The 26,805-nt window shown below is 65.0% G+C and carries 31 protein-coding genes; 14 read left to right on the top strand and 17 right to left on the bottom strand.

What is annotated here, in order from left to right:
* Positions 1-233: 233 nt before the first annotated feature.
* On the bottom strand, positions 234-1,070 hold the full coding sequence (locus tag J2X57_RS01025) for a CHAD domain-containing protein (RefSeq protein ID WP_309862733.1): 837 nt from the start codon (positions 1,068-1,070) through the stop codon (positions 234-236).
* Between the two features lie 108 nt (positions 1,071-1,178).
* On the opposite strand from J2X57_RS01025, the gene J2X57_RS01030 reads away from it, so the two are divergent.
* The gene (locus J2X57_RS01030) at positions 1,179-2,765 is read left to right on the top strand and encodes an inorganic phosphate transporter (protein ID WP_309862736.1); all 1,587 of its coding nucleotides are present in this window, start codon (positions 1,179-1,181) and stop codon (positions 2,763-2,765) included.
* Here J2X57_RS01030 and J2X57_RS01035 read toward each other — a convergent pair.
* The 6 genes from J2X57_RS01035 to J2X57_RS01060 all read right to left on the bottom strand — a co-directional run bounded on the left by J2X57_RS01035 (position 2,762) and on the right by J2X57_RS01060 (position 7,733).
* A complete protein-coding gene (locus tag J2X57_RS01035) occupies positions 2,762-3,649 on the bottom strand; it encodes a bestrophin family protein (RefSeq protein WP_309862739.1) in 888 nt (295 codons plus the stop codon). The genes J2X57_RS01030 and J2X57_RS01035 overlap by 4 nt on opposite strands.
* On the bottom strand, positions 3,646-3,993 hold the full coding sequence (locus tag J2X57_RS01040) for a hypothetical protein (protein WP_036112917.1): 348 nt from the start codon (positions 3,991-3,993) through the stop codon (positions 3,646-3,648). Before J2X57_RS01040 ends, J2X57_RS01035 begins: the two co-directional genes overlap by 4 nt.
* A 156-nt stretch (positions 3,994-4,149) precedes the next feature.
* On the bottom strand, positions 4,150-4,671 hold the full coding sequence (locus tag J2X57_RS01045) for a hypothetical protein (RefSeq protein WP_043694172.1): 522 nt from the start codon (positions 4,669-4,671) through the stop codon (positions 4,150-4,152).
* 14 nt (positions 4,672-4,685) lie between these two features.
* Positions 4,686-5,054 (bottom strand): BON domain-containing protein, encoded by a 369-nt coding sequence (locus J2X57_RS01050; RefSeq protein ID WP_036112919.1) that lies wholly within the window; start codon positions 5,052-5,054, stop codon positions 4,686-4,688.
* Positions 5,055-5,158: 104 nt separating this feature from the next.
* Positions 5,159-5,890, bottom strand: coding sequence for a 2OG-Fe dioxygenase family protein (locus J2X57_RS01055; protein ID WP_036112920.1), 732 nt, complete (start codon positions 5,888-5,890; stop codon positions 5,159-5,161).
* 115 nt (positions 5,891-6,005) lie between these two features.
* Positions 6,006-7,733: a L,D-transpeptidase family protein gene (locus tag J2X57_RS01060; RefSeq protein WP_309862746.1), complete on the bottom strand. Its 1,728-nt coding sequence runs from the start codon at positions 7,731-7,733 to the stop codon at positions 6,006-6,008.
* 142 nt (positions 7,734-7,875) lie between these two features.
* Here J2X57_RS01060 and J2X57_RS01065 point away from each other — a divergent pair, with 142 nt between their 5' ends.
* Together J2X57_RS01065 and J2X57_RS01070 are read left to right on the top strand one after the other, a co-directional pair.
* Positions 7,876-8,598 (top strand): murein L,D-transpeptidase catalytic domain family protein, encoded by a 723-nt coding sequence (locus J2X57_RS01065; protein WP_036112921.1) that lies wholly within the window; start codon positions 7,876-7,878, stop codon positions 8,596-8,598.
* 53 nt (positions 8,599-8,651) lie between these two features.
* Positions 8,652-8,990 (top strand): hypothetical protein, encoded by a 339-nt coding sequence (locus J2X57_RS01070; protein WP_036112922.1) that lies wholly within the window; start codon positions 8,652-8,654, stop codon positions 8,988-8,990.
* A 20-nt stretch (positions 8,991-9,010) separates the two neighbouring features.
* Here J2X57_RS01070 and J2X57_RS01075 read toward each other — a convergent pair whose 3' ends face one another.
* Complete coding sequence (locus J2X57_RS01075; RefSeq protein ID WP_309862750.1) at positions 9,011-9,697, bottom strand: SOS response-associated peptidase; 687 nt, start codon at positions 9,695-9,697, stop codon at positions 9,011-9,013.
* 85 nt (positions 9,698-9,782) lie between these two features.
* Here J2X57_RS01075 and J2X57_RS01080 point away from each other — a divergent pair, with 85 nt between their 5' ends.
* Complete coding sequence (locus J2X57_RS01080) at positions 9,783-9,998, top strand: hypothetical protein (protein WP_036112927.1); 216 nt, start codon at positions 9,783-9,785, stop codon at positions 9,996-9,998.
* Positions 9,999-10,001: 3 nt separating this feature from the next.
* Here J2X57_RS01080 and J2X57_RS01085 read toward each other — a convergent pair whose 3' ends face one another.
* Together J2X57_RS01085 and J2X57_RS01090 are read right to left on the bottom strand one after the other, a co-directional pair.
* Entirely contained in the window at positions 10,002-10,385 is a 384-nt protein-coding gene (locus J2X57_RS01085) for a hypothetical protein (RefSeq protein WP_036112930.1), read from the bottom strand.
* Positions 10,386-10,423: 38 nt separating this feature from the next.
* Positions 10,424-10,828: a hypothetical protein gene (locus J2X57_RS01090; protein WP_036112932.1), complete on the bottom strand. Its 405-nt coding sequence runs from the start codon at positions 10,826-10,828 to the stop codon at positions 10,424-10,426.
* A gap of 155 nt (positions 10,829-10,983) precedes the next feature.
* Here J2X57_RS01090 and J2X57_RS01095 point away from each other — a divergent pair, with 155 nt between their 5' ends.
* The 6 genes from J2X57_RS01095 (at position 10,984) to J2X57_RS01120 (ending at position 15,886) form a co-directional block, all read left to right on the top strand.
* A complete protein-coding gene (locus tag J2X57_RS01095; protein WP_309862756.1) occupies positions 10,984-11,397 on the top strand; it encodes a hypothetical protein in 414 nt (137 codons plus the stop codon).
* A 67-nt stretch (positions 11,398-11,464) separates the two neighbouring features.
* Entirely contained in the window at positions 11,465-11,704 is a 240-nt protein-coding gene (locus J2X57_RS01100; protein ID WP_036112935.1) for a hypothetical protein, read from the top strand.
* Between the two features lie 97 nt (positions 11,705-11,801).
* The gene (locus tag J2X57_RS01105; protein ID WP_156108723.1) at positions 11,802-12,035 is read left to right on the top strand and encodes a hypothetical protein; all 234 of its coding nucleotides are present in this window, start codon (positions 11,802-11,804) and stop codon (positions 12,033-12,035) included.
* Positions 12,036-12,112: 77 nt separating this feature from the next.
* Positions 12,113-14,551 (top strand): DEAD/DEAH box helicase, encoded by a 2,439-nt coding sequence (locus J2X57_RS01110; protein WP_309862760.1) that lies wholly within the window; start codon positions 12,113-12,115, stop codon positions 14,549-14,551.
* Positions 14,548-15,507 carry a ribonuclease H-like domain-containing protein gene (locus tag J2X57_RS01115; protein WP_081907466.1) on the top strand — a complete coding sequence of 320 codons (960 nt, stop codon included), beginning with the start codon at positions 14,548-14,550 and terminating at the stop codon, positions 15,505-15,507. The genes J2X57_RS01110 and J2X57_RS01115 overlap by 4 nt, the downstream gene beginning before the upstream one ends.
* A 232-nt stretch (positions 15,508-15,739) precedes the next feature.
* Positions 15,740-15,886: a hypothetical protein gene (locus tag J2X57_RS01120; RefSeq protein WP_156108724.1), complete on the top strand. Its 147-nt coding sequence runs from the start codon at positions 15,740-15,742 to the stop codon at positions 15,884-15,886.
* Between the two features lie 66 nt (positions 15,887-15,952).
* Here J2X57_RS01120 and J2X57_RS01125 read toward each other — a convergent pair whose 3' ends face one another.
* Positions 15,953-16,537, bottom strand: coding sequence for an FMN-dependent NADH-azoreductase (locus tag J2X57_RS01125; protein WP_309862766.1), 585 nt, complete (start codon positions 16,535-16,537; stop codon positions 15,953-15,955).
* Positions 16,538-16,659: 122 nt separating this feature from the next.
* Here J2X57_RS01125 and J2X57_RS01130 point away from each other — a divergent pair, with 122 nt between their 5' ends.
* From J2X57_RS01130 to J2X57_RS01140, 3 genes are read left to right on the top strand one after another with little or no spacing between them, the layout of a single operon-like run.
* The gene (locus J2X57_RS01130; protein WP_081907467.1) at positions 16,660-17,688 is read left to right on the top strand and encodes a LysR substrate-binding domain-containing protein; all 1,029 of its coding nucleotides are present in this window, start codon (positions 16,660-16,662) and stop codon (positions 17,686-17,688) included.
* A gap of 9 nt (positions 17,689-17,697) precedes the next feature.
* The gene (locus J2X57_RS01135) at positions 17,698-18,843 is read left to right on the top strand and encodes a pyridoxal phosphate-dependent aminotransferase (RefSeq protein ID WP_043694158.1); all 1,146 of its coding nucleotides are present in this window, start codon (positions 17,698-17,700) and stop codon (positions 18,841-18,843) included.
* The gene (locus tag J2X57_RS01140) at positions 18,831-19,634 is read left to right on the top strand and encodes an amidohydrolase (protein ID WP_308846796.1); all 804 of its coding nucleotides are present in this window, start codon (positions 18,831-18,833) and stop codon (positions 19,632-19,634) included. The genes J2X57_RS01135 and J2X57_RS01140 overlap by 13 nt, the downstream gene beginning before the upstream one ends.
* Before the next feature lie 28 nt (positions 19,635-19,662).
* On the opposite strand, the gene J2X57_RS01145 is transcribed toward J2X57_RS01140, so the two are convergent.
* The 4 genes from J2X57_RS01145 to J2X57_RS01160 form a co-directional block, all read right to left on the bottom strand.
* Entirely contained in the window at positions 19,663-20,736 is a 1,074-nt protein-coding gene (locus tag J2X57_RS01145) for a C13 family peptidase (RefSeq protein ID WP_309862772.1), read from the bottom strand.
* On the bottom strand, positions 20,720-21,403 hold the full coding sequence (gene mtnC, locus J2X57_RS01150; protein ID WP_309862774.1) for an acireductone synthase: 684 nt from the start codon (positions 21,401-21,403) through the stop codon (positions 20,720-20,722). The genes J2X57_RS01145 and mtnC overlap by 17 nt, the downstream gene beginning before the upstream one ends.
* A gap of 209 nt (positions 21,404-21,612) precedes the next feature.
* Entirely contained in the window at positions 21,613-22,188 is a 576-nt protein-coding gene (locus tag J2X57_RS01155) for an acireductone dioxygenase (RefSeq protein ID WP_309862777.1), read from the bottom strand.
* Positions 22,185-22,829 (bottom strand): methylthioribulose 1-phosphate dehydratase, encoded by a 645-nt coding sequence (locus J2X57_RS01160; protein WP_309862778.1) that lies wholly within the window; start codon positions 22,827-22,829, stop codon positions 22,185-22,187. The genes J2X57_RS01155 and J2X57_RS01160 overlap by 4 nt, the downstream gene beginning before the upstream one ends.
* Positions 22,830-23,016: 187 nt before the next feature.
* Between J2X57_RS01160 and J2X57_RS01165 the strand changes: the two genes are divergently transcribed.
* Positions 23,017-23,349 (top strand): high-potential iron-sulfur protein, encoded by a 333-nt coding sequence (locus J2X57_RS01165; RefSeq protein WP_036112961.1) that lies wholly within the window; start codon positions 23,017-23,019, stop codon positions 23,347-23,349.
* A gap of 372 nt (positions 23,350-23,721) precedes the next feature.
* Here the strand turns inward: J2X57_RS01165 and J2X57_RS01170 are convergent, their stop codons facing one another.
* Together J2X57_RS01170 and J2X57_RS01175 are read right to left on the bottom strand one after the other, a co-directional pair.
* The gene (locus J2X57_RS01170; RefSeq protein WP_043694146.1) at positions 23,722-25,170 is read right to left on the bottom strand and encodes an amino acid permease; all 1,449 of its coding nucleotides are present in this window, start codon (positions 25,168-25,170) and stop codon (positions 23,722-23,724) included.
* Between the two features lie 90 nt (positions 25,171-25,260).
* A complete protein-coding gene (locus J2X57_RS01175) occupies positions 25,261-26,751 on the bottom strand; it encodes an amino acid permease (protein ID WP_309862785.1) in 1,491 nt (496 codons plus the stop codon).
* Positions 26,752-26,805 lie beyond the last annotated feature (54 nt).

Below are 26,805 nucleotides of genomic sequence, written 5' to 3' on the forward strand. Positions count from 1 at the left end.
TCCTTCCTCGATCCTGTATACGCGATGTCCCGGTCGTGATGCACTGCGCAAGCCACTTTGCGTCCACCGCAGTGGCTCAAATGTCCCGCATGACAACGTGGGTCAATCGATCGGCGTGACGGCGTCGCGGTCGCGAGCCGACTTGCCGGAAGCGCATAGGCGGTCAGGCAAAGAGCACGGTGGCGGAAGGCGGGATCGTCGGTCGGGCTGGGACGGAGAAAGGGTATTCCGGTCTATTCGCCCTGATGCTGAGGCAGCGATTCGATCGTGGGCGTGCGGTGCTTCTTCAGCTCGTGCGTTATCGCGACGATCAGCGCCGGCATGGTGTCGGGATCGACGATGGTGCGAAGGGTCTTGCGCAGCGCGCGCAGATCCTGCTTGCTGCCTATCGTGTCGGACAGGGCGGACATCGTCCTGGCGAGTGCCTTGTCGCGTTCCGCATGGTGCGAGGCGGGCATGCCGGCCGCCTTGCGTGCCTTACGGATCAACTCCAGTTGCATGCGCAACCGTCGGGCCCGCCTGCGCCAACGGTGCAGGTTGGCCGTCGTCGCCGACGTGCGCATGCGCTTGCGTGCTTTGGCGACGCGCTTTTCCGAGTTCGCGAGCGCGTGTTCGACGGCATGCCGTGACAGTTTCCGCCACGGAAGCGCGGCGATGGCGTGGGCGAGTTCGCGAATCCGTTTGCGGCGCTCAAGAAACCGGGGATCCTTGATCAGCGCCGCGGTAAGCCGGCCCTCGCTGCGTAGTTCCAGCGCGTCGATGGCGTGCTTCCATCCATCGGACGGGTCGGCGCCGGCAAGCAAGCGGGCGGTGAGAACGGCGACGTGTGCGTCGCGCACGGAAGAGAGGCTTACGGCGAGGCGATCGATGGCGATTTCGAGTGGTGGCAGGGCGTGGTCGAACACGGTCGCCCCGAGTCTCAAAAGGCTCTTCAGGCGCCGCAGGGCCTTGCGGGCTTCGTGGATGCCCTTGTGTGGCTGCTTGCTGTCGCCCAGCGACCGAATGGCTCGATGACATTCGCTGGCGGCGAACGTGGCGAGAGCCGTGGCGAGTTTCGGGGCGGTCGGCATGACGCATTAGTACCATGCTTAAACCATCTTCACACCGCGCCGGTGCGACTGACACCTATGTGTCATACGCGCTTGCTACCTCTGGGCGACCAAGACCGGAGGCGAGCCATGAACAGTACCGTCCTGACCGAAGAAGCCGCGGGGTCGCCACGAACCCGCTTGCTCAGCCTGGGAATCTTTACGCTGGTATTGCTCGTTGCAACCGTTTACGTTGCGATGCAGCTCGGCCACGACCTTCATGTCGCGCCTACCAGCCCGGTATTCGAATACGTCCTGCTCGGCATCGCGCTGTTGATCGCGCTGGGCTTCGAATTCGTCAACGGGTTTCATGACACCGCCAATGCGGTGGCGACGGTTATCTACACGCGGTCGTTGCCGGCTACCTTCGCCGTGGTCTGGTCCGGTGGCTGGAACTTCGTGGGCGTCCTGATCTCGAGTGGTGCGGTGGCCTATGCCGTGTTGCAGTTGCTACCGATCGGACTCGTGCTCAACGTAGGCAGCGGGACCGGTTTCGCGATGGTGTTCGCCTTGCTGCTCGCATCGATCGTCTGGAATCTGGGCACGTGGTATCTCGGGCTGCCATCGTCGAGTTCGCACACGCTGATCGGCTCGATCATCGGCGTGGGCCTGATGAACCAGATGATGAATCCCGGTAATGCGAATGCCGCCGTCGACTGGAGTCAGGCACTGAGCGTCGGCAAGGCCTTGTTGTTCTCGCCGCTGATCGGCTTCGGTCTCGCTTTCGCCCTGCTGATGCTGCTGAAGAAGTTCGTCAAGGCACCCGAGTTGTACGCCGAACCGCATGGCGACAAACCGCCGCCGTTCTGGGTACGCAGTCTGCTGATTCTGACGTGTACCGGCGTGTCATTCGCGCATGGCTCCAATGACGGCCAGAAGGGCATGGGCCTCATCATGCTGATCCTCATCGGTACCGTGCCGAGCGCATATGCACTGAACCGGGCGGTGACACAGGATGAGACGCAGAGCTTCGTCTCGGTCGCCCACCATGCGAGTGAGACACTGCAGAAGTACGCGCAGGGTGCGGCGCCGGTAACATCGGCACGCAGCGAGATCGAGCACTACATCCAGTCGCGCGAGGCGACGCCGACGACGATGGCCGCCCTGGTTCAGCTCACGGACAGCATCGGCGCGCAGGTCGCCAACCGGCCCACGCTGGCCGACGTGCCGGAACATGAAGTCAACAACGTTCGCAACAACATGTACCTGAGTTCGGAAGCGCTGCGCCTGATGGAAAAGGACAAGAAGCCCGCGTTCCGTGCGGAGGACAGCGCCATCCTCGGCAACTACCACGGCTTACTGGACAAATCGACCAAGTTCATTCCGCCCTGGGTCAAGGTCGCCGTCGCCATCGCGCTGGGCCTTGGCACGATGGTCGGCTGGCGGCGCATCGTGCGCACCGTGGGTGAGCGCATCGGCAAGCAGCACCTGACCTATGCGCAGGGCGCGTCCGCGGAGGTGGTCGCCATGCTCACGATCGGTGCCGCCGATCGCTTCGGATTGCCGGTGAGCACGACCCATGTGCTCTCCTCGGGCGTGGCCGGCTCGATGGTCGCGAACGGCTCGGGTCTGCAGTGGAGCACGGTGCGCAGCATGCTGATGGCGTGGGTGCTGACCTTGCCGGTATCCATCGCCCTGGCCGCGGGATTGTTCTGGCTTTTGCGTCACGTCTTCTAGACGGGAGAGGCCTGCAAGGCGAGCAGATCGTTTTCGATCGTGGTGCTGTAAGCCTCCAGTGGCAGATCGTTCGGCAGCGTGCCGAAAGGATCTTCAATCTGGTCGCCGAGCGCATCCAGGCCAAAGAAGGTATACGCCAGCACACCCACGACCAGAGGCGTGAACCAGCCCATCAGGCCGACCAGGCAGAACGGCAGCAGGAAGCAGTAGATGTGTACCGTCCGATGCAGCAGCAGGATGTACGCGAACGGGATGGGTGTGCCCTGTATGCGTTCGCAGCCACCCAGTACATGCGACAGCTTGCCGAGTTCGGCGTCGATCGCGGCCAGCAGGATGGGTTCGACGCGAAGCGCCCGGGCGATCTCCGCGTAGGCGGCCCCGGTGCGCGCCAACAAGGCGGACGGGCGATTGGGCATGGCGAGGACGGCCTCGCAGGATGCCGGGTCGAGCCAGCGCCCGAGCTCGGTGGCGGGGTCGCTGCCGCGCAGGTGATGACGCAGCGTGTGCGCATAGGCAATCAGGTGATACGTAAGCCGGCGCGAGTCCGCTGCTTCGATGCCCGGCAGAAATGCCACACGCTGGCGGGCCAGGTTACGCATGGCGATGATCATTTCGCCCCAGAGCGTGCGGGCCTCCCACCATCGCTGATAGGCCACCGTGTTGCGGAAGCCGAGAAAGATGGCGAGCGTGAGACCCATGAGGGTCAGCGGTGCCGCATTGAGACCGGCCTTGAGCGCGAAGAGGCGATGGTCCAGCAGGACCACGATCAGCGACAGAAGCACGGTGTAGAGGACGCGACGCCAGATCATGGGCACGATCGACCCGTGCACGCCACTCAGGGAGAAAAGGAGCGAGCGCAGGCTGGGCGTGCGGGTGCGGGTCATTCGTCGACGGACGGTTTCTTGGAGCGCGGCTTGCGCGGCTTTGGTTCCGCGCTGGCGATCAGGCCCTGGAGGTAAGCGATGCCCTCTTCAGGCGGAAACCATGCCACCACGTCAGCCACACTGAGCTGGTAACGAAGCCGCAGCGCCTCGAACTCCGCCCTGGCGGGCGCGAGGGGATCGACCTTGGGGGGCCGGCCGCGGCGCTTTGGCGCCACCGGTTCAGGCACTACCGGCTCGGGCGCGACGACCGGCTTCGTCGTCGCATTGCCGGATAATCGGTCGAGGGCGGCCAGTTCGTCCTGGAACTGCTTGAAGTCATATTTGCCGGACGAGTTCATGGTCATGCTTCGATCGTGGGTCGGCCCATTGTGCCACGACGATCCCATTCCGGCCTGAGACGGATTGCCCCGGATCGGGCAATACTTCGATCAGGGGCGTCGTCCTTGAGCCCCCATATCGGTAGGGGCGGACGGCACCGTTTGCCGGTGCCGTCCATTGCATCACGTCGGCGCGGTGGCTTCCGAGCCGGTGGAAATGTCGTCCGCGTTGTTTCGCTTGAAGACATCCTTGGCCACGTCGCGCTGGCGACCGCTTTCGGTGTGCACCGAAATGAGAATGCTGCCTTCGCGAACTTTCGCGTCGTAGCGTTTGGCCTCGAACTCCGGGATGCCCATGCCCACCAGCGCACCCAGGATGCCGCCGGTGGCCGTGCCCACAGCGGCGCCGCCCAGGGCGGCCATGATCGGTCCGGCCGCGATGAAGGGGCCCACGCCGGGGATGGCGAGCGCGCCAACGCCGGCAAGCCAGCCCAGGCCTGCGCCCAGACCCAGGCCGAGGACGCCACCCGTCGTGGCGCCTTCGGGCGCCTTGGTGTGGTGCTCGTGTGCGAAGTCACGGGTGCCACGGCGGTCGGGCAGGAGCGCCGAAATGTCGTCGCTCGTGAAGCCCGCCTGCTTCAGTTCCAGCACGATGTGCTCGGCCTGCTCGACGGTACGGGTGGTGCAGTAGACAGATGCTTTCATGACGGTCCTCGCTTTCAGTGCTTGATATCGAGCTGGTTTTCGACCTGGCTCACGCCGGCCACGGAATGCACGATGCTTTCGACCCGCGCCTTCTCGGCGGCGTCCTTGACGGGGCCGCGAAGGGTGACCACGCCCTTGGCGGCGATCAGCTTGAGATTATGGGCGGCGCTGGAAAGGCCGTCATCGGCGACAATGGCGGCGCGCACGCTGGCCGCCAGCTTGATGTCGGCAGGGTCGTTCGACTGATCGAACGGGGTCGCATGCTCGGTATGGCGGTCGCGCTGATTGATCTGCGTGTTGTCGACCTTCGACGTGTCCTGGGCGAACGCGGGTGCGCTGATCAGGGCGGCGAAGGCGAGAAGCGGGGCGATACGAAAGGTCACGGCGTCAACTCCGTCGCGGGGGAGGGCGCAGTACGCGGCAGACGCCGTGAACCGGCGGTGCAATCCGCGCGACGGGAGTTTCGCTCAGGCTAACGGTGGATGAATCAGGCGGCGCGAAATGTCACGACCAGCACATCGCGATGCGATGCCTGACCCGGATCCAGCGGCGTTACCGGCGTCACGCCGTGAAACACTCTGGGGTCGTGGATCAACGCGGCATCCAGCGGGCGGGCGAGAGTGAACTCGCCCAGCGACGTGCCGTCGGGTGCGTGGATGGTCGTCGTGCCGCGGGCGATGTTTTCGCGGTCGACCAGCAGAACCAGGACATAGTCGACGCCATCGCGATGGCTGCCTTCGGGAGTCGGTTCACCGGCGGCGCCGGCCGTGGCTTCGATGCGAAACTGATGGACTTCGACGTGCCACTGCTCGATCTCCGGCGACAATCCACCGAAGAAGTCGCGGCAGAATTCGAGGATCGCACGCAGCGTCGCTCCCCCGGCGATCTCCGGAAGCACCGGCTCGAACCAGCGGGCGATGTCGCCCTGCAACGTGTTGTAAGCCAGCGTCTGGAAATGCGCCTGATGCGGGCGCTGCTCGACATGACCGAAGCGAGAGGCGGCATAGACGGCGTGGCGACGACGGCGAAACCGTCCTGTCGCTGCCAGATAGGTGTCGGGCTCCAGGGCGTTCCAGCTGGCACGAAAGGTGTCCCAGTCCGCGAGCGGTGCGATATTCGACACCAGCTCCCGCATGTCGTCTCCCTGGACGAAGGCGAAGCCGTCATCCCGAACCTGGTCGTGTAAGGTCGTCTCGGTCGCGGTGGGAGAGGGGTTCATCCACACAGTATACGACCGGGACCCTTGCTTGCGCCGTGCGGCAAACGGCCCCGGATGCCTTACCGATATCTGTCAGGCGCGTTCCGGTCCGACACGATGCGGATGCACTCCCGGCTCAGGGCGCACGTAGCGGTTGCGGCTTGTCCAGTGCGGCGACCAGCGGCCCGTCGCGATCGTAGATGTCGGGCTTGTAGCTGAGCTTACCGTCGTCGGCGATGTCCACCGTCCAATAGGCGAGCAGCACGGGCACCGCGGTGGGCAAGGTGACGTTCTGTGTCTTCTTCGTCGCGATGCGCTCATCGATCGCCTGACGGCTGAACTTGTCCGGATCGTTGAACAGCAGCTCGACCAGGTCGAGAGGATGCTCGACGCGGATGCAGCCGGAACTCGTGTCGCGCTTGGCCTTGGAGAACAGCTCCTGGTGCGGCGTGTCGTGCAGGTACACCGCGAAGGAGTTCGGGAACCGGATCACCACCTGTCCCAGCGAGTTGCCCGGGCCCGCGTCCTGCCGCAGTGTGATCCCGCGCGGATTGGCCCAGTTGACGCTGGATGCCGCCACCACATTGCCGCCGCTGTCGAGTACCCGGATGCGGTTGTTGGCGAGGTACGACGGATTGCTGCGGATCTTGGGAAGCACGTCGTTCTTCAGGATCGTCGGCGGCACGGTCCACGTCGGGTTGAACGTGACGTAGGTGATCTGCGACCGGAAGATCGGCGTGCTTCGATAGGGCTTGCCGACCTGCACACGCGACTTCCATACGGGATTTCCGTCACGGTAGAAGCTGATCTTGTAGCCGGCCACATCGACGACGACAAACGTACCCTGCAGCGAATGCAGCAGCCAGCGTGCGCGCTCGAGATTGGCGCGGACCTGGCCGATACGTTCCTGGACGGGGACGTTGAGTGAGGCCAGCGTGCCGGCGCCCACGCTGCCATCGGCGTCGAGATACTGGTCGGCCTGAAAGCGTTTGACCGCGTCCGCCAACGCGTTGTCGAAGTGGTGTCCGTGAGCGAGCGTCGGGTCGAGGTAGCCACCAGCCACCATGCGAGCGCGCAAGGCTTCGACGCGGGCGTCCTTCATGCCGGGCTTGAGCGTGGGGCCTTCGGGGACGCTGGGCCATCCTCCCTGCGCGGCGGTGGTTCGCAGCTGCGCCAGTGCATCGCGTAATTTGGCGTAGAGCGGGTTTTGCGGCCTCGCCATGGCGAACGCCTGGTCGACGCTGCGCTCATCGACCGATGTCTGCAGCATGGACATACCCTGTTGGGGATCGATGGCGGCGGCATCGAAGTTCCAGGTCGGATCGAGCCGGACGGGGTCGACCTTGCCGCGGGCCAGCTGCACGAGTGCCGTGATGTATGCGCTGCTCGCAGCCATGTCGAAATCGGCCTTCTGTTCGGGCGTGGCGCTGGCGCGGTCGGGGGATTCGGCAAGCGCCTTCAGCTCGCTGAGGTGGTAATCCTCGGGAAGAAGCCCGTCGGCGTCGACCGAGGCGAGGCCCCCGAGCAGTTGCTGGACATTGCTGTCGTCCGTCCATGCCGCGGTGTAGTGGCGCTGCATGTAGAAGTCGGCGAGCGCCTTACCAAGCGCGGCGTCCTGCCGTGAAATCGGGCTGCCCTGGATCGGCGCCATCTGCTGGATGCGCGCGTAAAGTGCCTGGGCGACGGGATCGTCGATGGCTGGCGGAGCAGGGGTGGACGCCGCCGTCGCGGGGTCGGGCGCGACGATGGGAGGCGGTGACGCGGCCGATGCCGCTGTCGTCGGATGTACCTGCGGGCCCGCTGCGGCGACGAGCGGAAAGATGGACCACGCGAAGAGCGTGGCGCTGCGAAATCTGGCTTCCATAGTCATTATCTATCGCTTCCGGTGGAACGGCGGGCTTTACTTAAGCATTTCACATATATGAATGGCAGAGATGTGACGGCTTTGTGGTCAATAAATGATCAGCGCGTTAGGATGGCCTGTCGCACTTCACCCGGCTGGTCGCATGATTCGATCGTTTCGGACGCTCCTGGCGTCGGCGCCACTCGTTGGCGCACTGTTCTTCCTTCCCGCGCAGGCCCACGCCGCCGACTCCCTCGGCGAAGCTCTGGCTCATCTCGCTCCCTCCGCCGATCCGAAGGTGATCGATCTCGCGGTGAAGGCAGCTGAGTGTGCGCAGACACAGGGCGGGGCGCCGTCGGACCGCCTGGCGGTGATCGACTACTCGAAGCCGTCGTCGCAGCCACGCCTCTGGGTGTTCGACACGGTGAATCGGAAGCTGCTGTTTCAGGAACTGGTCGCGCACGGCAAGAACAGCGGCGACGCCAACGCCACCAGATTCTCCAACGCGCCCGAGAGCCTCGCATCCAGCATCGGCCTCTTCCGTACGTCGGATACGTACATGGGGAAGAACGGGTACTCCCTGCGCATGTCGGGCCTGGAGCCCGGCGTCAACGACCAGGCACTCGCGCGGGCCATCGTCATTCATGGCGCCGCCTATGTGAATGAGGCGATGGCGAAAGTCGCCGGTCGTATCGGTCGCAGCTGGGGTTGTCCCGCCGTTCGCACGGCCATCGCACACAAGCTGATCGACGCGCTGAAGGGTGGCCAGATGGTCTTTTCGTACTACCCCGACCAACGCTGGCTGGCCTCTTCCCACTACCTGAAGTGCAGCAACGGTCAGCTTGCCAAAGTGGAAGCCAACACCGTCGCGCGCGCCGGGATCTGATCCTCCCTCCCTGGTCGCGCTAGAATTCCCGGACCCTAACCGTGGAATCGAGCATGAAACACGTTCTTGCGATCGCTGCCTGTGTCGTCCTGGCCGGCTGCGCCACCAGCGGCATGACCGATACCCTGCCCAAGCTCAGCAGCAAGACGGGCAAGAATGTCACGGCCTATGTGCAGTGCGTCGAACCGAAGTGGCAGGCACTCACCAAGGACGCGAAGGGCAACGCCAAGGACGACGAAGGCCGCGTCACCGCGAACGACAACGGCAAGCATGAGCGCCTCGACGTGACCGCCAGCGGCGCGGGTGCCCAGGTGGTGATGTACGAAATTCAGAAGGTGAAGGGCGGCGAGTACGACGGCCGCTATCGCGAAGAGGCCATCTCCTGCCTGTAAGCGCGGTGCCCGGCCCGGTACTAGATGACGATGGGCTCGATCAGTTCGGGCCCATCGTTTTTAGGTGAGCCGACGCGCTTGCCGACCGGATGAAAGACGAGGTCCGGCCCGGCCGCCGAGCCGAGGGCTTCAAGTGCCGGTTCGACGGGCGCGAAGAGCCAGTCCTCCCACGCCTCCGGCGCCAGCATGACGGGCTGACGATCGTGCACGTCGCCTGTGACCTTGCCAGGCTCGCCGGTCACGATGGTGAAGCTGCGTACCGGCTCGTCATCCGGTCCTCGCCAGACTTCCCATAGCCCCGCGAACAGAAGCAAGCCTCCGTCGGCGGCCTGGATGAAATACGGCTGCTTGCTGCCTTTTTCGCCGGTCCATTCGTAGTAACCGGACGCGGGTACGAGGCAGCGACGCCGTCTGACCGCCGCACGGAACGCAGGTTTTTCGGCAAGACCTTCACGCCTGGCGTTGATCGTCTTCGCACCGATGGAGGCGTCCCTGGCCCAGGAAGGTATGAGCCCCCAGCGAGCGAGTCCGCTGTCGGCGCGGCGATCGCCGGCGGTGACGATCAGTGCTCGCTGGGTGGGAGCGATATTGAACCGGTCGTCGCGCTGGTTGATTTCGCTGGTCAGATCGAGCTCGAGCCGCTCGAGTACGTCGCGACCCTGTCGTGACAGGCTCGCAGGGCCGAAGGTGGCGTAACGTCCGCACATGATTCGAGCGTAGCGATTTCGCGTGATCTTGATGTTTATGCTGCTCCGATCGACGACCGGGGGTCGATCATCGCTCGGAGGAAACATGGAATCTGTCCGTTATCGGCGCACGCTGGGCCAGCAGGCCACTTACCTCGTGGAGTACGACACCGAAGGTTACCGGATCAGTCGCGATGGACGGCTTCGCCGGGCGCGGCCACTGGGCGCCGCCTGCCAGGCCATGGGCCGCCGTGAGCGGCAACGCGCCGCACGTCAGTTCGCCATCGACGACATCGAGAAGCTCATCGGGATGGAGGAGTGAGGCTCAGGCGACCGGACGGGCGCTGCGCGCGCGATCCACGGCGTCGAGCAACTGGGCGCGGTCGAACGGTTTTTCCAGGAAGACCGCGGTGCGCGGAAACGGCGCGAGGTCTTGCGGAAGCCGGCTGGAGATGACGACGATGGCCGTGGAAGGGCGTTCGCGCAGCGTCGCCTGCAGCAGGACACTGCCGCGCCTTTCTCCGGGCGTATCGGCATGGATGACCAGCAACGCGAGGTCGTCCATTTCATTGAAGGCTTGCTTCGCCGCCCGGTACGTGACCACGCCGCGTGCGTCGTAGCCCGCATCGCTGAGTACCATGGCCACGGTCTCGGCGACCATGGCGGCACGGTCGAAGACGAGAGCTGGCTGGCTGGCGAAGTCATTCATGGCGCGATTCTATCCCGGGCGTGCCCCGCACGGGTGGTTCAGCTTTGCGAAGATTCGGGCGGCCAGCTGGCATTGATCGCCTTCATCCGTGCGATCAGGTCGCGGACCTCGTCGTTGCGGTCGGCGATCCGCTTCTCCTCCGCCGCCTTCTGCGCCGCGAAATCGTGGTTCGTGCCCTGGACGGTGGCATGGACCAGCCGGCAGGTCTCCTCCGCGGACGCGGCCCGCGTGTGGAAGCCCAGGCGATCGGCCAGGATCTCCATGCGCAACCCGGGATGGGTCTGCTCCAGTTCGCGGGCGCGCACGAGGAAGAACTGCTGCCACTCCCGCTCGGGAGCGCCGGAGAGTATGGCTTCCACGCGCGGGATGTCGGGGCGGTCGAATTGCTCGGTATCGTCCACGGCCTCAAACGAGTCGATGTCGATCCAGTCGCGGCTGGCCATTGAGGTATTTCTCCAGGACGATGATAGTAATCGGTAGGGGCGCGCGATTGTTCGGCGTCGGATGTGCACGATCCGTCAGGGACCGGGGCACCCGTTCACCGAGCGTCGACGTTGCGAAACCAATGCTCTTCACATTCATCAACGAGGCTTTCCCCATGCGCCATCTCCGTCTTGCCGGGCTCGCCGGCGTGGCTCTCCTCGCCGGGTGCGCGACCCAGAACGAACGTCACGTCGGCATCCACGACGTTCTGTCCAGCACCGTCTTCGCCAACCAGTCCCCGACGGACGGGGATGCCACCTTGAACATCGTGCGCGACCAGGGCTTGTGGGGCGCCGGATGCTCGAGCGCCATCTATCTCGACGACAAGGCGGTGGCGGACATGGAGATCGGCGAACAGCTGGTGCTGCGCGTGCCCTCCGGTACGCGGAAGCTGAGCCTTCTTCCGCACGGGTCGTGCTCGGCCGATCGCGTCGACGTCGACGCCAGCGTTGGGCAGGGCGAAACGAAGAACTTCTCCATCCCGGCCAGTGGTCAGGGGCTAGGCACGCAGGCGCCGCCCAGGGCGTAAGACTTGCCATCGGCGTCGCGGAGGCGCAAGAATCGAGCTGTCGCCGCGACACCGGCAAGGGGGTTCCGTGCATCGACGTACCGTGGGTCAGTACTCCGTGGAGGTCCGCACGCTGCGAACCGTCGCCGGCTTCTGGAAAGCCGCCTATATCGTTGAGCCGGCCATGAGCGCCGGCCCCCGCGATTTCGTGATGATCACTCTGCTCGATGAGTTCGAGGACGAGCGCGTCGCCGTCGATGCGGCGATGGAGCGAGGCGTCAGGCACGCCGACTGGCTCGTCGCGTCACGCGGCGCATTGACGCGTTGACGTGACTGATCCGGCGACTCCGCCATAACGCGGCCGCGACGACCGTCCGCCTAGCTTCGCCCCCATGGGCCTCCGGCCCCTTCAGGCGGAGCCGACCTTGCAGCACACGACCCTCTACGTCCCTTTCAACGCCTCGACGCGCGGTCCCTGGATCCTGCGTCGAAACGCCGAGCTGGTCGGCCAGTACCCGACCCGAGAAGACGCGTTACGGCACGCGATGAGCCTGACGGCGGCGCTGCGTGCCCAGTCGGGCCAGCAGGTGGACATCAAGATCGAGGATGAATCAGGGCGCTGGCAGGCCGCCGACATGGAAGCCGCTGGCCCTGTCTGACGGCACCTGGTCGCTCTGTCGCAGGATATGAGATCGGGCTGGGGGATAAGGGGCATCTTCCTGTCCGGATGCCCTTCATGGCCGCTTATCTTCAAGCCCGACGTACCGACGAGGCCGACTCGGTTCTGGCCACGAGCCACGACGGGCGTACGCTCGCCAGTCGCCTGACCGATAAATACGGCGACCGGGTCGCCACGGCGTTCACCGTATTCGGACGGGAGGGCAGCTTCGTCCCGTTGCCTTCGGACCTGCCCGAAGGACTCTCGCGGGCGCTTACCGCCCGAGGCATCGAACGCCTCTACAGCCACCAGCAGGAGGCCTGGGATGCCGCGCGTGCGGGGCGTAACGTCCTCGTGGCCACGCCGACCGCCTCCGGCAAGACGCTCTGCTACACCTTGCCGGTGATTTCCTCGGTTCTGGAAACCGGCGGCAAGGCGCTGTACCTCTTTCCGACCAAGGCGCTCGCGCAGGACCAGGTCGCCGAACTGCTGGATATCAACCGGGCGGGCGACCTGGGCATCAAGGCCTTCACCTTCGACGGCGACACGCCGGGCGACGCAAGGCAGGCCATCCGCCTGCACGGCGACGTGGTGGTCAGCAATCCGGACATGCTGCACCAGGCGATTCTTCCGCATCACACCAAGTGGGCACAGTTCTTCGAAAACCTGCGTTATGTGGTAATCGATGAGATCCACACGTACCGGGGCGTCTTTGGTTCCCATCTGGCCAACGTGCTGCGCCGGCTGAAGCGGATCTGCGCCTTCTACGGTGTCACGCCGCAGTTCGTGCTCTGCTCGGCCACCATCGGCAATGCCACCGAGCATGCGCAGGCGCTGATCGAGGACGAGGTGGTCACCATCTCGTCCAGCGGTGCGCCCAGCGGTGACAAGCACGTGCTGCTCTGGAATCCGCCGGTGATCAATCCGGATCTGGGCCTGCGGGCGTCGGCGCGCTCGCAGACCAACCTGATCGCCCGCGTCGCCATCAAGGCGAAGATGAAAACCCTGGTGTTCGCCCAGTCACGGCTGATGGTCGAAGTGCTGACCAAGTACCTGAAGGACGTCTTCGATCACGACACCCGCAAGCCCGCACGCATTCGCGCCTACCGGGGCGGCTATCTGCCGACGGAGCGGCGTGAAGTCGAGCGTGCGATGCGAGCCGGCGACGTGGACGGGATCGTGTCGACGTCCGCGCTCGAACTGGGTGTCGACATCGGCAGCCTCGACGCCGTCGTCCTCAACGGGTATCCGGGTTCCATCGCGGCGACATGGCAGCGCTTCGGTCGTGCCGGGCGCCGCCAGCAGCCGTCTCTGGGCGTGCTCGTCGCGACCAGTGCTCCGCTGGACCAGTACCTCATGCGGCACCCGGCCTTCCTGACCGAAGCGACGCCCGAGCACGCACGCATCCAGCCGGACCAGCCGCTCATCCTGCTCGACCACATCCGTTGCGCCGCGTTCGAGCTGCCTTTTCTCGCCGGGGATACCTTCGGTCCCGATGACGCGGAACCCTATCTCACGGTGCTCGCCGAGTCGGAGGTGCTGCATCGCGAGGGTGACCGCTGGGAATGGATCGCCGACTCCCACCCGGCGAACGCGGTGAGCCTGCGCTCGGTCGCGGACGGCAATTTCGTCGTCGTCGACCGGACGGAGGGGCGCCAGACGATCATCGCCGAGGTCGACTATTCCGCCGCCGCTCTGACGCTTTACGAGGGTGCGATCCACATGATCCAGTCGGTGCCCTACCAGGTCGAGAGGCTCGACTGGGAAGGCCGCAAGGCGTATTGCACGCGAACGCGTGTCGACTACTACACCGACGCCATCGACTACACCAAGCTCAAGGAGCTGGAGTGTTTCGACGGCAGCAAGGCAGGGCAGGGCAGCTCGCGCCACGGTGAGGTGCACGTCGTGCGTCGGGTATCGGGTTACAAGAAGATTCGTTACTACACGCACGAGAACATCGGCTACGGGCCGGTGAACCTGCCCGATCAGGAACTGCATTCCACCGCGGTGTGGTGGCAGCTGCCGCAGACGGTACTGGACGAAGCGTTCCGTTCGCGTCAGCACGCCCTGGACGGGTTTCTGGGTGCGGCGTATGCGTTGCACACTTCGGCCATCGTCGCAGTCATGGCCGAGGCGCGCGACCTGCAGAAAGCGGTCGGTTCGGGTGACGGGGGATGGTCAGCGCAGGTGGACTCCTCCGGTCGCGGGCAGATCCATGCGCCTGATGGAGGCATCGCGCTGCCGGACGCGCTCGAGCGGTTCCTGCCCACCGTCTATCTGTACGACAACTTTCCCGGCGGCGTCGGCCTCAGCGAGCCGTTGTTTCACCGCTCGTCTGAGCTGCTTCGGCATGCGCTGGCGACCGTCGAAGGCTGCGAGTGCAAGGCGGGCTGTCCGGCCTGTGTCGGACCGGTGCTGGCGGCTGATGAAGCGCGCGGTGAGAACACGCCGCGTGCGCTGACGGCTCGCGTGCTGAGGTTGCTGGGTGCCGATGCGCGGATCGGTGGCGATGCATGAGTGATCTGGCCGCGCGGCTGCGGGCGCTCAGGAAGCAGGCGGGCATTCGCGAGTCCGGGCCAGCGCCGACAGGATCGGCTCCCGCCAGGGGACGATCCACCGGGGATGCTTCGTCCGAGTCACCGGGCCAGACGGCCCGGCGGGAGCCAACCCTGTCGGCGAAAGAGCCTCGTCCCGGTATCGATCTGGCCGCGCTGCGCCGCATGGCTGGCGTACGCGAACGCGTCAGTCAGCCCCGCGCTCCTTTGCGCTCGTACACCCGTGACGTTCCCGGCGATGAGCTTTCCCCCGGCCTGCGTCTTCTCGAGAAGCGTTTCGCCTCGTCCGAACCGCCCGCCGAGTTCGACCTGACCTTCGCGCGTCTCGCCACGGCGCGGCGCGAGCACCTGCTGCACTTCGACACGGAAACCACGGGCCTCGCCGGCGGGACGGGTACACGCGCTTTCATGATCGGCGCCGCCGACTGGCACGACGGCGCGCTCCGCGTGCGTCAGCTCTACATCACGACCATGGCCGCCGAGACGGCGATGCTGAAGGCGTTCTCCGAATGGATCGATCCGCACACGGTGCTCGTCAGCTACAACGGCAAGTCGTACGACGCGCCATTGCTCGCCACGCGTTACCGGCTGGCCCGGCTTACGAATCCGTTATCCGGCCTGACGCACGTCGACCTGCTGCACCCGATGCGGCGGCGCTACAGGCAGGACTGGGAGAACTGCAAGATGCAGACGGCCGAACGTCGGCTGTTGCGTATCGTCCGCGAAGACGACTTGCCGGGGTCTGAAGCGCCACGTGCGTGGCTCTCCTACCTGCGTGGCGGCGCATCGACGGACCTGATCCGCGTCGCAGACCATAACCTGCAGGACGTGCGCAGCCTCAGCGGCCTCCTGATCGAGGCGCATGGCTGGGCGGCGAAGGACGCCCTGGCGGCTTCGCTGGCCGATTACAAAAAATAGACGCTGGGCCGCGCACGCTCGACGAGGATCAAAACCATGCGGTGAGGAGTTCGCGTCATGAACGAAGCCACGAAACCCTGCGATCACGCCGGCTGTAACTGCCAGGTGCCGGTGTCCAGGGACTTCTGCAGCGAGAGCTGCCGCATGGCGTCTGAGAGCCAAATGGGAGGCGCCGGCTGCGAATGTGGGCACGCCGCGTGTCAGCAGCGCCACCGATCCGGAGGTACCGACAATGAGCAACGACACTAAACAGCCGACACCTGGCTACCGCGAGGACAACCCCAAGCCGTCGCACGGCACGCCGAAGGTTCCGGGCGAGGGGCATCCGAAAGAATCCCAGAACATGCCCAACGACAAGCCCGGTAAGCAGGGCTCCTAGTAAAAAGGCCGCGCATCCTGCGATGCGCGGCCTTTCTTCAAGCACGAAGCCCGGCGGCGCTGACGATCAGGCGGCCTTGCGCAGCAGGCCGCCGATGCCGGCCACCGCGCCGCCGATCGCCTGGGCCTTGTGATCGTCGCCCATGGCGACACCTTCCGCTCGGACGAATTCGAGGTCGGTCACGCCCAGGAAGCCGAACAGTGCCTTCAGATAGGGCTCCTGAAAATCCATTGCCGCCGCCGGGCTGCCGGCGCTGTAGATGCCGCCTCGCGACGACGCCACGATGACACGCTTGCCGCCGGCCAGGCCTTCGGGCCCCGTCGCGGTGTAGCGGAACGTCTTTCCGGCGACCGTGATGCGATCGATCCAGGCCTTGAGCGAGCTGCTGATGGAAAAGTTGTACATCGGCGCACCGATGACCACGACGTCGGCGGTAAGGAACTCCTCCATCACCCTGGCGCCTTCGGCGGCCTGCGGATCGTCTTCGCCGGCCGGCAATGCCCAGTGCGGCAACGGCTCGGCGTGGACGTCGCGATAGGTGACTTCGACATCGGGATGGTTGGCGACGAATTCGGCGACGATGGCCGAAGTCAGGCCGCGGGAGACCGAGTGGGCGCCCAGCGCGCTGGCATCGATATGCAGGAGTTTCATGGACAGATTCCTCGACAAGGGCCGCCGTGGCGGTATGCCGACAAGTTACCCCGCGCACAATGCCTTGATTAGTCGGCGTGAGGTAGACTGATTGTTCTAAACGAGAAACGACGGACTCCCCGATGGAAGGCGCGCTGCAGGACCTCAACGACCTCTATTTCTTCGCCTCGGTGGTGGAACATGGGGGTTTTTCGGCGGCGGGGCGGGCCCTGGGTATCCCCAAGTCGCGCCTCAGCAAGCGGATCGCCCAGCTCGAAGACCGTCTGGGAGTCCGGCTGTTACAGCGCACGACGCGCCGCTTCGTCGTTACCGAGATCGGCGAACGCTTCTACCAGCACTGCCGCGCCGTCCTCGAAGAGGCCCGCGCCGCACAGGATGCGGTGGACGAACTGCGCACGGAACCCCGTGGCGTGGTGAGAGTCAGCTGCCCGATCTCCCTTGCCCAGAACGTACTGGGCCCGATGCTGCCGGCTTTTCTGCTCGAGCACCCCAAGGTCCAGGTCCGCGTTACCGCGACCAATCGCCGGGTCGACCTGATCGGTGAGGGCTTCGACGTGGCGATCCGCGTGCGCGAAAAGCTGGACAGCGACGCCACGCTGGTCCTTCGCAGCATCGGCTACGCGCGCAGCCTGCTCGTGGCGAGTCCGAAGTTTCTTGACAGCTACGGCCGACCGAAGACGCTGGACGATCTCGCCCAGGTGCCGGCGCTGTCGATGTTCGAGCACGAGGGTGCGCAGGTGTGGGAGATGGTCGATGCCAGCGGCAAGAAGGCCGCTGTCGAAGTGAAGCCGCGTCTGGTCAGCGGCGATTTTTCGGTGCTGATCGCCGCCGCCGTCCAATGTTGCGGTGTGGCCTTGCTTCCCGAGGAGTATTGCGGTCCGCTGATCGCCAACGGTCAGCTGGAATGGGTGCTTCCGGATTACACCACCGCCCAGGGTACGTTGCACTTCGTCTACCCGAGCCGGCGTGGCCTGCTACCGGCGATCCGCAGTTTCGTCGACTTCCTCGCCGAACGGCTGCCCAAGGCACGGTCGGACTTCCATAAGGACTGCGAGACGGTGGCGGGTGATCCCGCCCAGGCAGGGGCGCTGCAGATGGCGCGCATGTTAGGATCGGATCATTCGGCGGCGTTTGGCCGTCCAAACGAATAAGGGCGTTCAATGCAGCTCGAAACCAAGCTTCCCAAGGTCGGCACGACGATTTTCAGTGTCATGAGCCAGCTCGCGCTGGAACACAAGGCGGTGAATCTGGGGCAGGGTTTTCCCGATTTCGAGCCGCCGGAGGCACTGCGCGACGCGGTCACGCGCGCCATGGCCGAGGGCAAAAATCAGTATGCGCCGGGCGTCGGCATCCCGAAGCTGCGCGAGCAGATCGCCCTCAAGACCGAGCGGCTCTACGGCCATCGGGTCAGTCCCGATACGGAAGTAACGGTCACCTCGGGCGCCACCGAAGCGCTGTTCTCGGCCATCGCCGCCGTCGTGCGCGCCGGTGACGAGGTCATCGTCTTCGATCCGTGCTACGACAGCTACGAGCCGGCCATCGAACTGCAGGGCGCGGCCGCCGTGCATATTCCGCTGACCTTGCCCTCCTTTGGCATCGACTGGCAGAGGGTTCGCGACGCGATCACGCCGAAGACGCGCATGATCCTGATCAATTCGCCGCATAACCCGTCGGGTGCGGTCCTCTCGCGCGCCGATCTCGACGAGCTCGCGTCCATCGTGCGCGATTCCGGCATCGTGGTGCTGTCCGATGAGGTCTACGAGCACATCGTGTTCGATGGCGCCGAGCATCAGAGCGTGCTGCGCCATGCGGAACTCGCCACGCGGAGCATCGTCGTTTCGTCGTTCGGCAAGACGTATCACTGCACGGGCTGGAAGGTCGGCTATGCCATCGCGCCGAAGGCGCTGACCGCCGAGTTCCGCAAGGTGCATCAGTACCTGACCTTCTGCACCTTCAATCCGGCGCAGCAGGCGTTTGCCGAGTTCCTCGAGTCCACGCCGGAGCATTACCTCGAGCTTCCCGCCTTCTATCAGGCCAAGCGCGATCGTTTTCGCGAGTTGCTCGCACCGTCGCGACTGAAGCTGCTGGACGTGCCGGGCGGATACTTCCAGCTGGTCGATTACAGCGCGATCCGCGATCTCGACGACATCAATTTCAGTGAATGGCTCGTGCGCGAGGGCGGCGTCGCCGCCATTCCGTTGAGCCCGTTCTACGAAAGCGCCCCGGACACGCGGCTGGTCCGGCTGTGCTTCGCGAAGAACGACGCCACCATGGAAGCCGCCGCGGAGCTGCTGTGCAAACTCTGACCGTCACGCTTATCCAGGGCGCGACCCGCTGGCACGACGCGGCGGCTAACCGCGAGTATTACGGCGCGCTGGTGCGCGGCGCCGCGCGGAGCGACCTCTTCGTTCTGCCGGAAACCTTTCTGTCGGGCTTCACCAACGACACGCTCGGCAATGCCGAGACCATGGACGGCGCGAGCGTCGCATGGATGCGTGCGCTGGCCGGCGAAGTGAATGCCACGATCACCGGCAGTCTGGTGATCCGCGAAGGCGAGACGGTCTTCAACCGGCTGATCTGGGCGTCGCCCGATGGCTCGCTGGCTTACTACGATAAGCGACACCTGTTCCGCATGGCGGGCGAGCACACGCGCTACGGTGGCGGTAACGAGCGCCTGATCGTCGAGCTCAAGGGGTGGCGTATCCTTCCGCAGGTCTGCTACGACCTGCGCTTCCCGGTGTGGCTGCGCAACGGTCGTCGTGAGGAAGCCGCGGGCGGCATGGATTACGACCTCGCGCTGTTCGTCGCCAACTGGCCGGCGCCGCGTCGTCAGCCGTGGCGCACCTTGCTGCGTGCGCGGGCGATCGAGAACCTGGCTTACGTGATCGGCGTGAATCGCGTCGGGGTGGACGGTAACGACCATCCGTACGCGGGCGACAGCGCGGTCATCGATCCGGTGGGCGAGCCATTGGTCGAACTGGGGCCGCAGGAGCAGGTGGTCACCCTCGTGCTCGATCCGAAGCCGTTGCAGGCGCACCGCGAGCGGTTTCCTGCCTGGATGGACGCGGATCGGTTCTCTCTGGACGTGTCGGTCTGACCGGATGTAGGAGCGCGCGGGGCGCGCCCTACCTTGCGCTGAACGGCACTACCGGCCCCGCCTTGAGGCCCTTCCGCCACGCTGCCAGCTTGTCTTCGATGCCCTCACCGACGTCGATCTGCGGCTCCGACGCCTCGAGCGAATCCTTCTTCTCCCACGCCGCGATTTCCGTCTTCGCCTTACCGAAGGCTTCCACGAAATCGCTGGTGGCATTCAGTCCGTCGGTGAGCCAGGCACGGCCGAAGTACGTGATGTCCGAGTCGGCGCCGCAGCCGAACGAGGTGCGGTCGGTGCGCGCCGAGGTCATGACCAGGGTGCCTTCGCCGCGCAGCTTCGGGACGAAGCCGCCGGAGTAGCACGCGTTGACCACCACGACCTTCCAGCGGAACGGGTGCTTGGCGAAGATATCGGCCAGGCCGTCGACGTCGAGCTGATCCAGCGGAATCGGATCCATATCCACGAGCAGGGAGTGGTCGCTGCCGCCGTGGGTCGCGACATAGAGCAGCAACACGTCTTCCTTCGGGTCCATCACCTTCGACAGTCCGGTCAGGGCGGCCTCGAGATTGGTCCAGCTGGCGAGGGGATGGGTCGACAGCGTTGCCGGATTGTTCTCCAGCACCAGCGTATGCCCCGGGCTGCCGAACCGCGTCGTCATCAGGCGATCCAGGTACTCGGCCTCGTTGCGGAACACGTCCTCGGAGCCGTCGCCCGCGAAAGCGATGGCGTAGACGTTGGTCTTTCCCGGTCGGCGCTTCGCCAGCCTGGCCAGCGATGCTCTGACCTGATCAGGCTGTGCGGAGAAAACCTGCTCTGGCGTGGGAGCATCGTCCGGCCACGCGCTCGCGTCGAGCTCGACGGGCTGATCGTTGTCGGCGTCATCGATCGCTGTCGCAGGAGCGGACGTGCTTGCCGGCCTGGCCGGCCCGGCGGTCGTCGCAACCGGCGCCGGCGCAACCCCGGGCGCGGAGACAGCGGCGACGGGTCGCGTCGTCACGGGAGCAGGCCCGAAACGAAGGACGCCGACGGTTCCCAGCACGCCGACCGCGAACGCGGCCAGCACGTAGATCGCCGTGCGTCGGCGTGGATCAAGGAATGATGGCATCGAAATCCGTTACGGCGGGGTGGCCGGCGTCCACCAGCGGAAGCGGCGGACGGATGAGGTGGGTGGTGAGCATGCCGGCATCGCGGGCGGCGTCGAGCTCTTCGCGGATGTCGGAAAGGAACAGAACCTGCGCGGGTTCGAGACCGATCGCTTCGGCGATCTTTCGGTACGACTCCGTTTCGCGCTTGTGACCCGTGTGCGTATCGAAGTAGCCGGAGAACAGAGGAGTGAGATCGCCGTTTTCCGTGAAGCCGAACAGCAGCTTCTGCGCGGGCACCGAACCCGACGAATACACGTAGAGCGAGAGCCCCTGCTGATGCCAGGCCCGCAGGCGTCCCGCTACTTCGGGATACATGTGGGAGGTGTAAACGCCCGACTCGTAACCTTCACGCCAGATCATGCCCTGCAGCGCCTTCAGGGCCGTGGACTTGCGGTCTTCGTCGATCCAGCGAATCAGCAGGTCGATGATCTCACCCCGTGTCGCCTCGACGATGCCAGCCTCTTTGGCGGCTTCGTGCAGCCAGTGCTGTACCTCGGGTTCGTCCGTATGTGTTTCCACGTAGGCCGGCAGGTGCTGACGGGCATACGGAAACAGCACGTCCTTGACGAAGTCGATCGAGCTGGTGGTGCCTTCGATGTCGGTGAGGACGGCGCGGATATCGGACATGCGGGGGAAGCCTGCGGGGCGGGGAGACCATGCAGGATAAACGACGACCAGGGCCGGCGGAATGGCCGGGCGTCACGGGAGGTCGCGGAACGTGAACAGGCTCGCTGGCTAAGGCGGGGTATCCAACCCCAGCCACCACCTCGCGGAGGTCATCCGCGAGGTGGTGAGAGCCGTCGTGCGCGCCGGCCGAAGCCCGTCGCGGGCAGGACTCAGGCTTCGCTGGTCTGCCCGGCGGACGCGTGCGGGTTCATGCGCGGGAAGCGCTCCGCGATATCCGTTCCGGTGAAGTTCGCCACCCAGCCCTCGGTGTTGGTGAACAGGCGAATAGCCACGAAGTAGGGCGACTCGCTCATGTCGAACCAGTGAGGCGTGCCATCCGGTACGCCGATCAGGTCGCCCTTTTCGCAAAGCACCTCGTACACCTTGCCGTCGAGATGCAGGGTGAACTGACCGGCACCCGCGACGAAGAAGCGTACTTCGTCTTCGCTGTGCGTGTGCTCGTTGAGGAACTTCTCGCGGAACGCGGCACGATCGGGGTGATCGGGTTTGAGGCTGATGACATCGACCGACCGATAGCCGTTCTCCGCCATCAGCCGATCGATGTCGGTGCGGTAGGCGGCGATGACTTCGTCCTGCGTCGCACCCGGGGCGATTGGCTGGCCGGCTTCCCACTGCTCGAAGCGCACGCCGACCGCATGGAGCGCCGCTGCGATGTCGGCATGATTCTCGAGCACCGCGACCGGCGCTTCGTGCTTGTTGTCTTCGTAGATGCGCAGACGGCTCATGGGGTTAGCCTCCTCAGGTCGAGTTCGCAGCCCAGCAGAAATTCGAGTGCCTCAAGGTGACGGCGCGTCTCGGCCATGTCCCGACCCCACGTGTAGATGCCGTGCCCGTTGATCAGGTAGGCATACAGCGGCTTGCCGGAGTCGATCCAGGCGTCCACACGGGCTTCGAGCTCCGGCATGTGCTGGGTATTGGGGAAAACGGGGATGTCGAGCACGCTTTCATGCGTGGTGTAGCCCGTGATGGCCTTCTGCAGCTCCCAGCCTTCGAGGCGCACCCGGCCCTCATCTGCAAACAGGCGCGAGCAGACGCTCTGCGTTCGCGAATGCGTGTGCAGCACGACGTTGGCTTCGGGAAAACGGCGATACACCTGCGTATGGAGTCCGGTCTCGGCGGAAGGTCGGTTGTCCGAGCCGACGGCCTTGCCATCCATGTCGACGACCATGATGTCGTCGCGTCCCAGCCGACCCTTGTCGCGGCCGGAAATCGTTATGGCGGCGAGCTCGTCGTCGATCCGCATCGAGAAGTTGCTGCTGGTCGCCGGAGTCCAGCCGAAGGCCGCAAGCTCGCGTGCCGCATCGGCGATGGCGTCGGCGCGCTCGGCGAGCAGGGCGGGATCGAGGTGGGACAGGGTCTTCGACATGGAGATTTGGACGTCCAAACGGGTATGAAGTGTATCACGCACGCCAAGGCGGACTTTTTTTCCGGTCTGCTGCGACCAGACGTCGCGGAGCGGAATGCGAACCACTGCTATTTTGGCAAATCGCGTACGCTTCAACTGGGTGCGAGCCATCTGGCCCGCAGGTTGCTTTATCGACGGAGGTTAACCAATGTCGCAAGACGATAAGAATATGGAGGGGCGCCGCCGCTTCCTCAAGGCCGCCGCTGGCGGCGTGGCCGCTGCGGCGGTCCTCGGGACGGTGCCGCGTTTCGCGAACGCGCAGGACCTGCCGCACCTCGCCACGAGCGACCCGACGGCTTCGGCGCTGAAATACGTCGAGGACGGCAGCAAGGCCGCTGGCAAGAAGGATCCGAAGGACGCCTGCATGAACTGTAACTTCTACAGCGGAAAGGCCGGCGCCGCATGGGGCCCATGCCAGCTGTTCCCCGGCAAGGCCGTGGCCGCCAAGGGCTGGTGCGTTTCGCACGCCGCGATGATGTGATTCCGGCCTGACGGTGGAAAAGGGAAAAGCGCCTTCGGGCGCTTTTTTTGTGGTGGGCCGGACGGACCGCTTTCCCGAGCCCAACCAAAGAAAAAGGCCAGCTCCACAGCCGGCCTTTCCAGCCCATGAAATCATGGGAATCGCAAAATGCAGCCCAAGCGCGTCAGGCCGAGGAGCTGACCCGCCTGACGCGCTGGGCGGCAATCCGGGGCCCACTGCCAAGTGATTTACCCGCGGACTGAGGATCATACTCCCCTCCCGCCGCAGGCTGCCAATGGCAGTTAAATGACAGGCTAATTTCTGCCTATCTCGTCGCAAAACAAGACCTTCCAACGAAAACCTAATACTTTCTGTAAGATTTTTGTTAGCGGCTTACACGCGTGAGGAGCCGTGCTTCAGCCGGCTGTGGCGATACCCGTACGCGCCATAGATGGCCATGCCGATCAGGGTCCACGCGCCCATCAGCGCCCAGTTGTACCAGCTCATGTAGAACAGCAGGGCGATACAGCTGGCGATGCCGGCGAGGCAGGTGAACCAGACCCAGGGCACACGGAAAGTACGCGGGAGCCCCGGTGCGGTGAAGCGCAGGATCAGGACGCCGCCACACACGGCACAGAAGGCGATGAGCGTGCCCATCGAGGTCAGGTCGCCGAGAACGTTCAACGGGAAGACGGCGGCGAGCAACGCGATACCGACGCCCGTGATCACCGTGTTGAGGTGCGGCGTGCGGTACTTCGGGTGCACGGTGGTGAACACCTTCGGCAGCAGCCCGTCGCGACCCATGATCATGAAGATGCGTGGCTGGGCGATGACCATGACCAGCACCACCGAGGACAAGCCGATGAGGGCGCCCACTTCGACCACGCCGCGCAACCAGCCGAGTTCCGGATGGTTGCGGATGGCGGTGACGACCGGCTCGGACGTTCCGAGCTCGGTGAACGGGACGAGGCCGGTCAGCACGGCGGCCATGGCGATGTACAGCACCGTGCAGATGCCGAGCGAGGCGAGGGTGCTGATAGGCATGTCGCGCTGCGGGTTCTTGGATTCCTGCGCCGCCGTCGAGGTCGCCTCGAAGCCGATGTAGGCGAAGAACACCATGGAGGCGCCGCGCAGAATACCGGACCAGCCGTACTTGTTCTCTCCCTGGTTCTCAGGGATGAACGGGTGCCAGTTGGCGGTATCGATGTGCTGTGCGCCGACCACGATCACGGTGATGATCAGGGCGGTCTTCAGCAGCACCATCGCCATGTTGATGCCGGCGGACTCGCGGATGCCGACGTAGCAGAGCCAGGTCAGAGCCAGCACGATACCTACGGCCGGAAGATTGAACAGGGCGCCGGTGGTGACCAGGTGGCCATCGACGTAATCGAGCGGCGCGTTGGTCAGGACGGTCGGGATATGAATGCCGACGTGGTCGAGCAAGCTGACGAAATAGCCCGTCCAGCTGACAGCGACGGCGGACGCCGAGACGCCATATTCGAGGACGAGGTTCCAGCCGATGAACCAGGCGGCACCTTCGCCGAGGGTGGCGTACGCGTAGGAGTACGCGCTACCGGAAACGGGAATCATCGAGGCGAACTCGGCATAGCACAGCGCGGTGAACGTGCTGCAGATGGCCGCGAGGATGAAGGAGATGATGATCGCCGGGCCTGCGTGCTCCGCCGCGGCGACGCCGGTGATGACGAAGATGCCGCCGCCGATGACCGCGCCGATGCCCAGCGCGGTCAAACCCCAGGGGCCAAGGGTGCGGCGCAGGGCGGGGCCGTGCGCGTCGTCGGGTTCAGCCTGAGGGGCTTTCTTGGCGAGTAACTGCTTGAGCATGGGCGGCCCGGAAAGAAAAGACGTTAAGAGAATAGCCGCAAACGGAAAGGCCGGCGGGAGCCCGCCGGCCTTGTCACGTGCGCGTGTCGATCAGGAGAGCGACTTGCGCAACTTGCTGTGTGCGTAACCGTAGCCGAAGTAGATCAGCTGGCCGATGACGATCCAGCCGCACATCAGCCGCCAGTGTTCTTCAAACGCCTGCCAGAACAGGTAGACGCAGGCGAGGGCGCCGATGATGCAGATCGGCCAGACGAACGGAACGCGGAAGCTGCGCTTCAGCTCCGGACGGGTGTAACGCAGGATCAGCACGCCGATGCAGACGGTGGCGAAGGCGAGCAGGGTACCCATGGAGACAAGTTCGCCGAGCACGCTGACGGGGAACAGACCGGCCATGGCGGCCGCGGCGACGCCCACGATGATCGTGCCGATATACGGCGTGCGGAACTTCGGATGCACCTTGGCCATGGTCTGCGGAAGCAGGCCGTCCTTCGCCATCGAGAAGAAGATGCGCGGCAGGCCCATGAGCATCACGAGGATGACCGAGGACAGGCCGGTGATCGCACCGAGGATGACCAGCGCTTTCAGCCAGGACAGATGCGGATACAGACCAAGCGCGGTGGCGACCGGCTCCGGCGTGTTGAGCATGCGGAACGGGGCGATACCGGTCAGGACCAGCGCGACGGCGATGTACAGCACCGTGCAGATGGCGAGCGAGCCGAGAATGCCGATCGGCATGTCGCGCTGCGGGTTCTTCGCTTCGCCGGCGGCGGTGGAGACCGCATCGAAGCCGACATAGGAGAAGAACACGATGGTCGCGGCGCGGAAGATGCCGCCCCAGCCGTAGGTACCCGGGCCTTCCGCTTCCGGGATGAACGGATGCCAGTTGGACGGGTTGATCACCTGGATGGCGAAAGCGAGGAACAGCAGGATCACGGTGACCTTGATCGCCACGATGATCGAGTTCACGAACGCCGACTGAGTGATACCGACGTAGCACAGGCCCGACAGCGCCGCGATGATGCAGACCGCGGGGAGGTTGATCAGGGTGCCGGTCGCCTGGATATGCCCCTCGACGAACTGGTACGGCGCCGACGCGAGGGCGGCGGGCAGGGCGAGATTGCTGCCGGTGAACTGGCCGACCATGCCGAGCAGTTCGTTGAAATAGCCTGACCAGCCCGCGGCGACCGTCGCGGCGGCGAACAGGTATTCGAGGACGAGATTCCAGCCGACGAACCAGGCGACGTACTCGCCGAGCGTGGCATAGGAATAGGAGTAGGCGCTGCCCGAGACCGGGAGCATGGCCGCGAATTCGGCGTAGCAGAGGCCGGCAAGGGCGCAGGCGAAACCGGCGATAAGGAAGCTGATGACCAGTGCGGGACCCGCGTGAAGCGCGGCGGCCTGGCCGGTGATGACGAAGATACCTGCACCGATGACGGCGCCGACACCGAGAAGGATCAGGTGCTTCGCGGTGAGTACGCGCTTCAGCTCGCTATTTCCGTGGGCGCTGGTGCTGATGTGCTCACCGGCGTCTACGTGCGGCGCGGCCTCGATCGGATGCGTCGCGAACAGGTGTTTCAACATGTGTCTCCCCTACTACCGGAATGTAGCCTTTTATTATTGGGACCGCCGCGTGAC

This window comes from Luteibacter sp. 1214 (genome assembly GCF_031455395.1).
GTDB classification, from domain to species: Bacteria; Pseudomonadota; Gammaproteobacteria; order Xanthomonadales; family Rhodanobacteraceae; genus Luteibacter; species Luteibacter mycovicinus.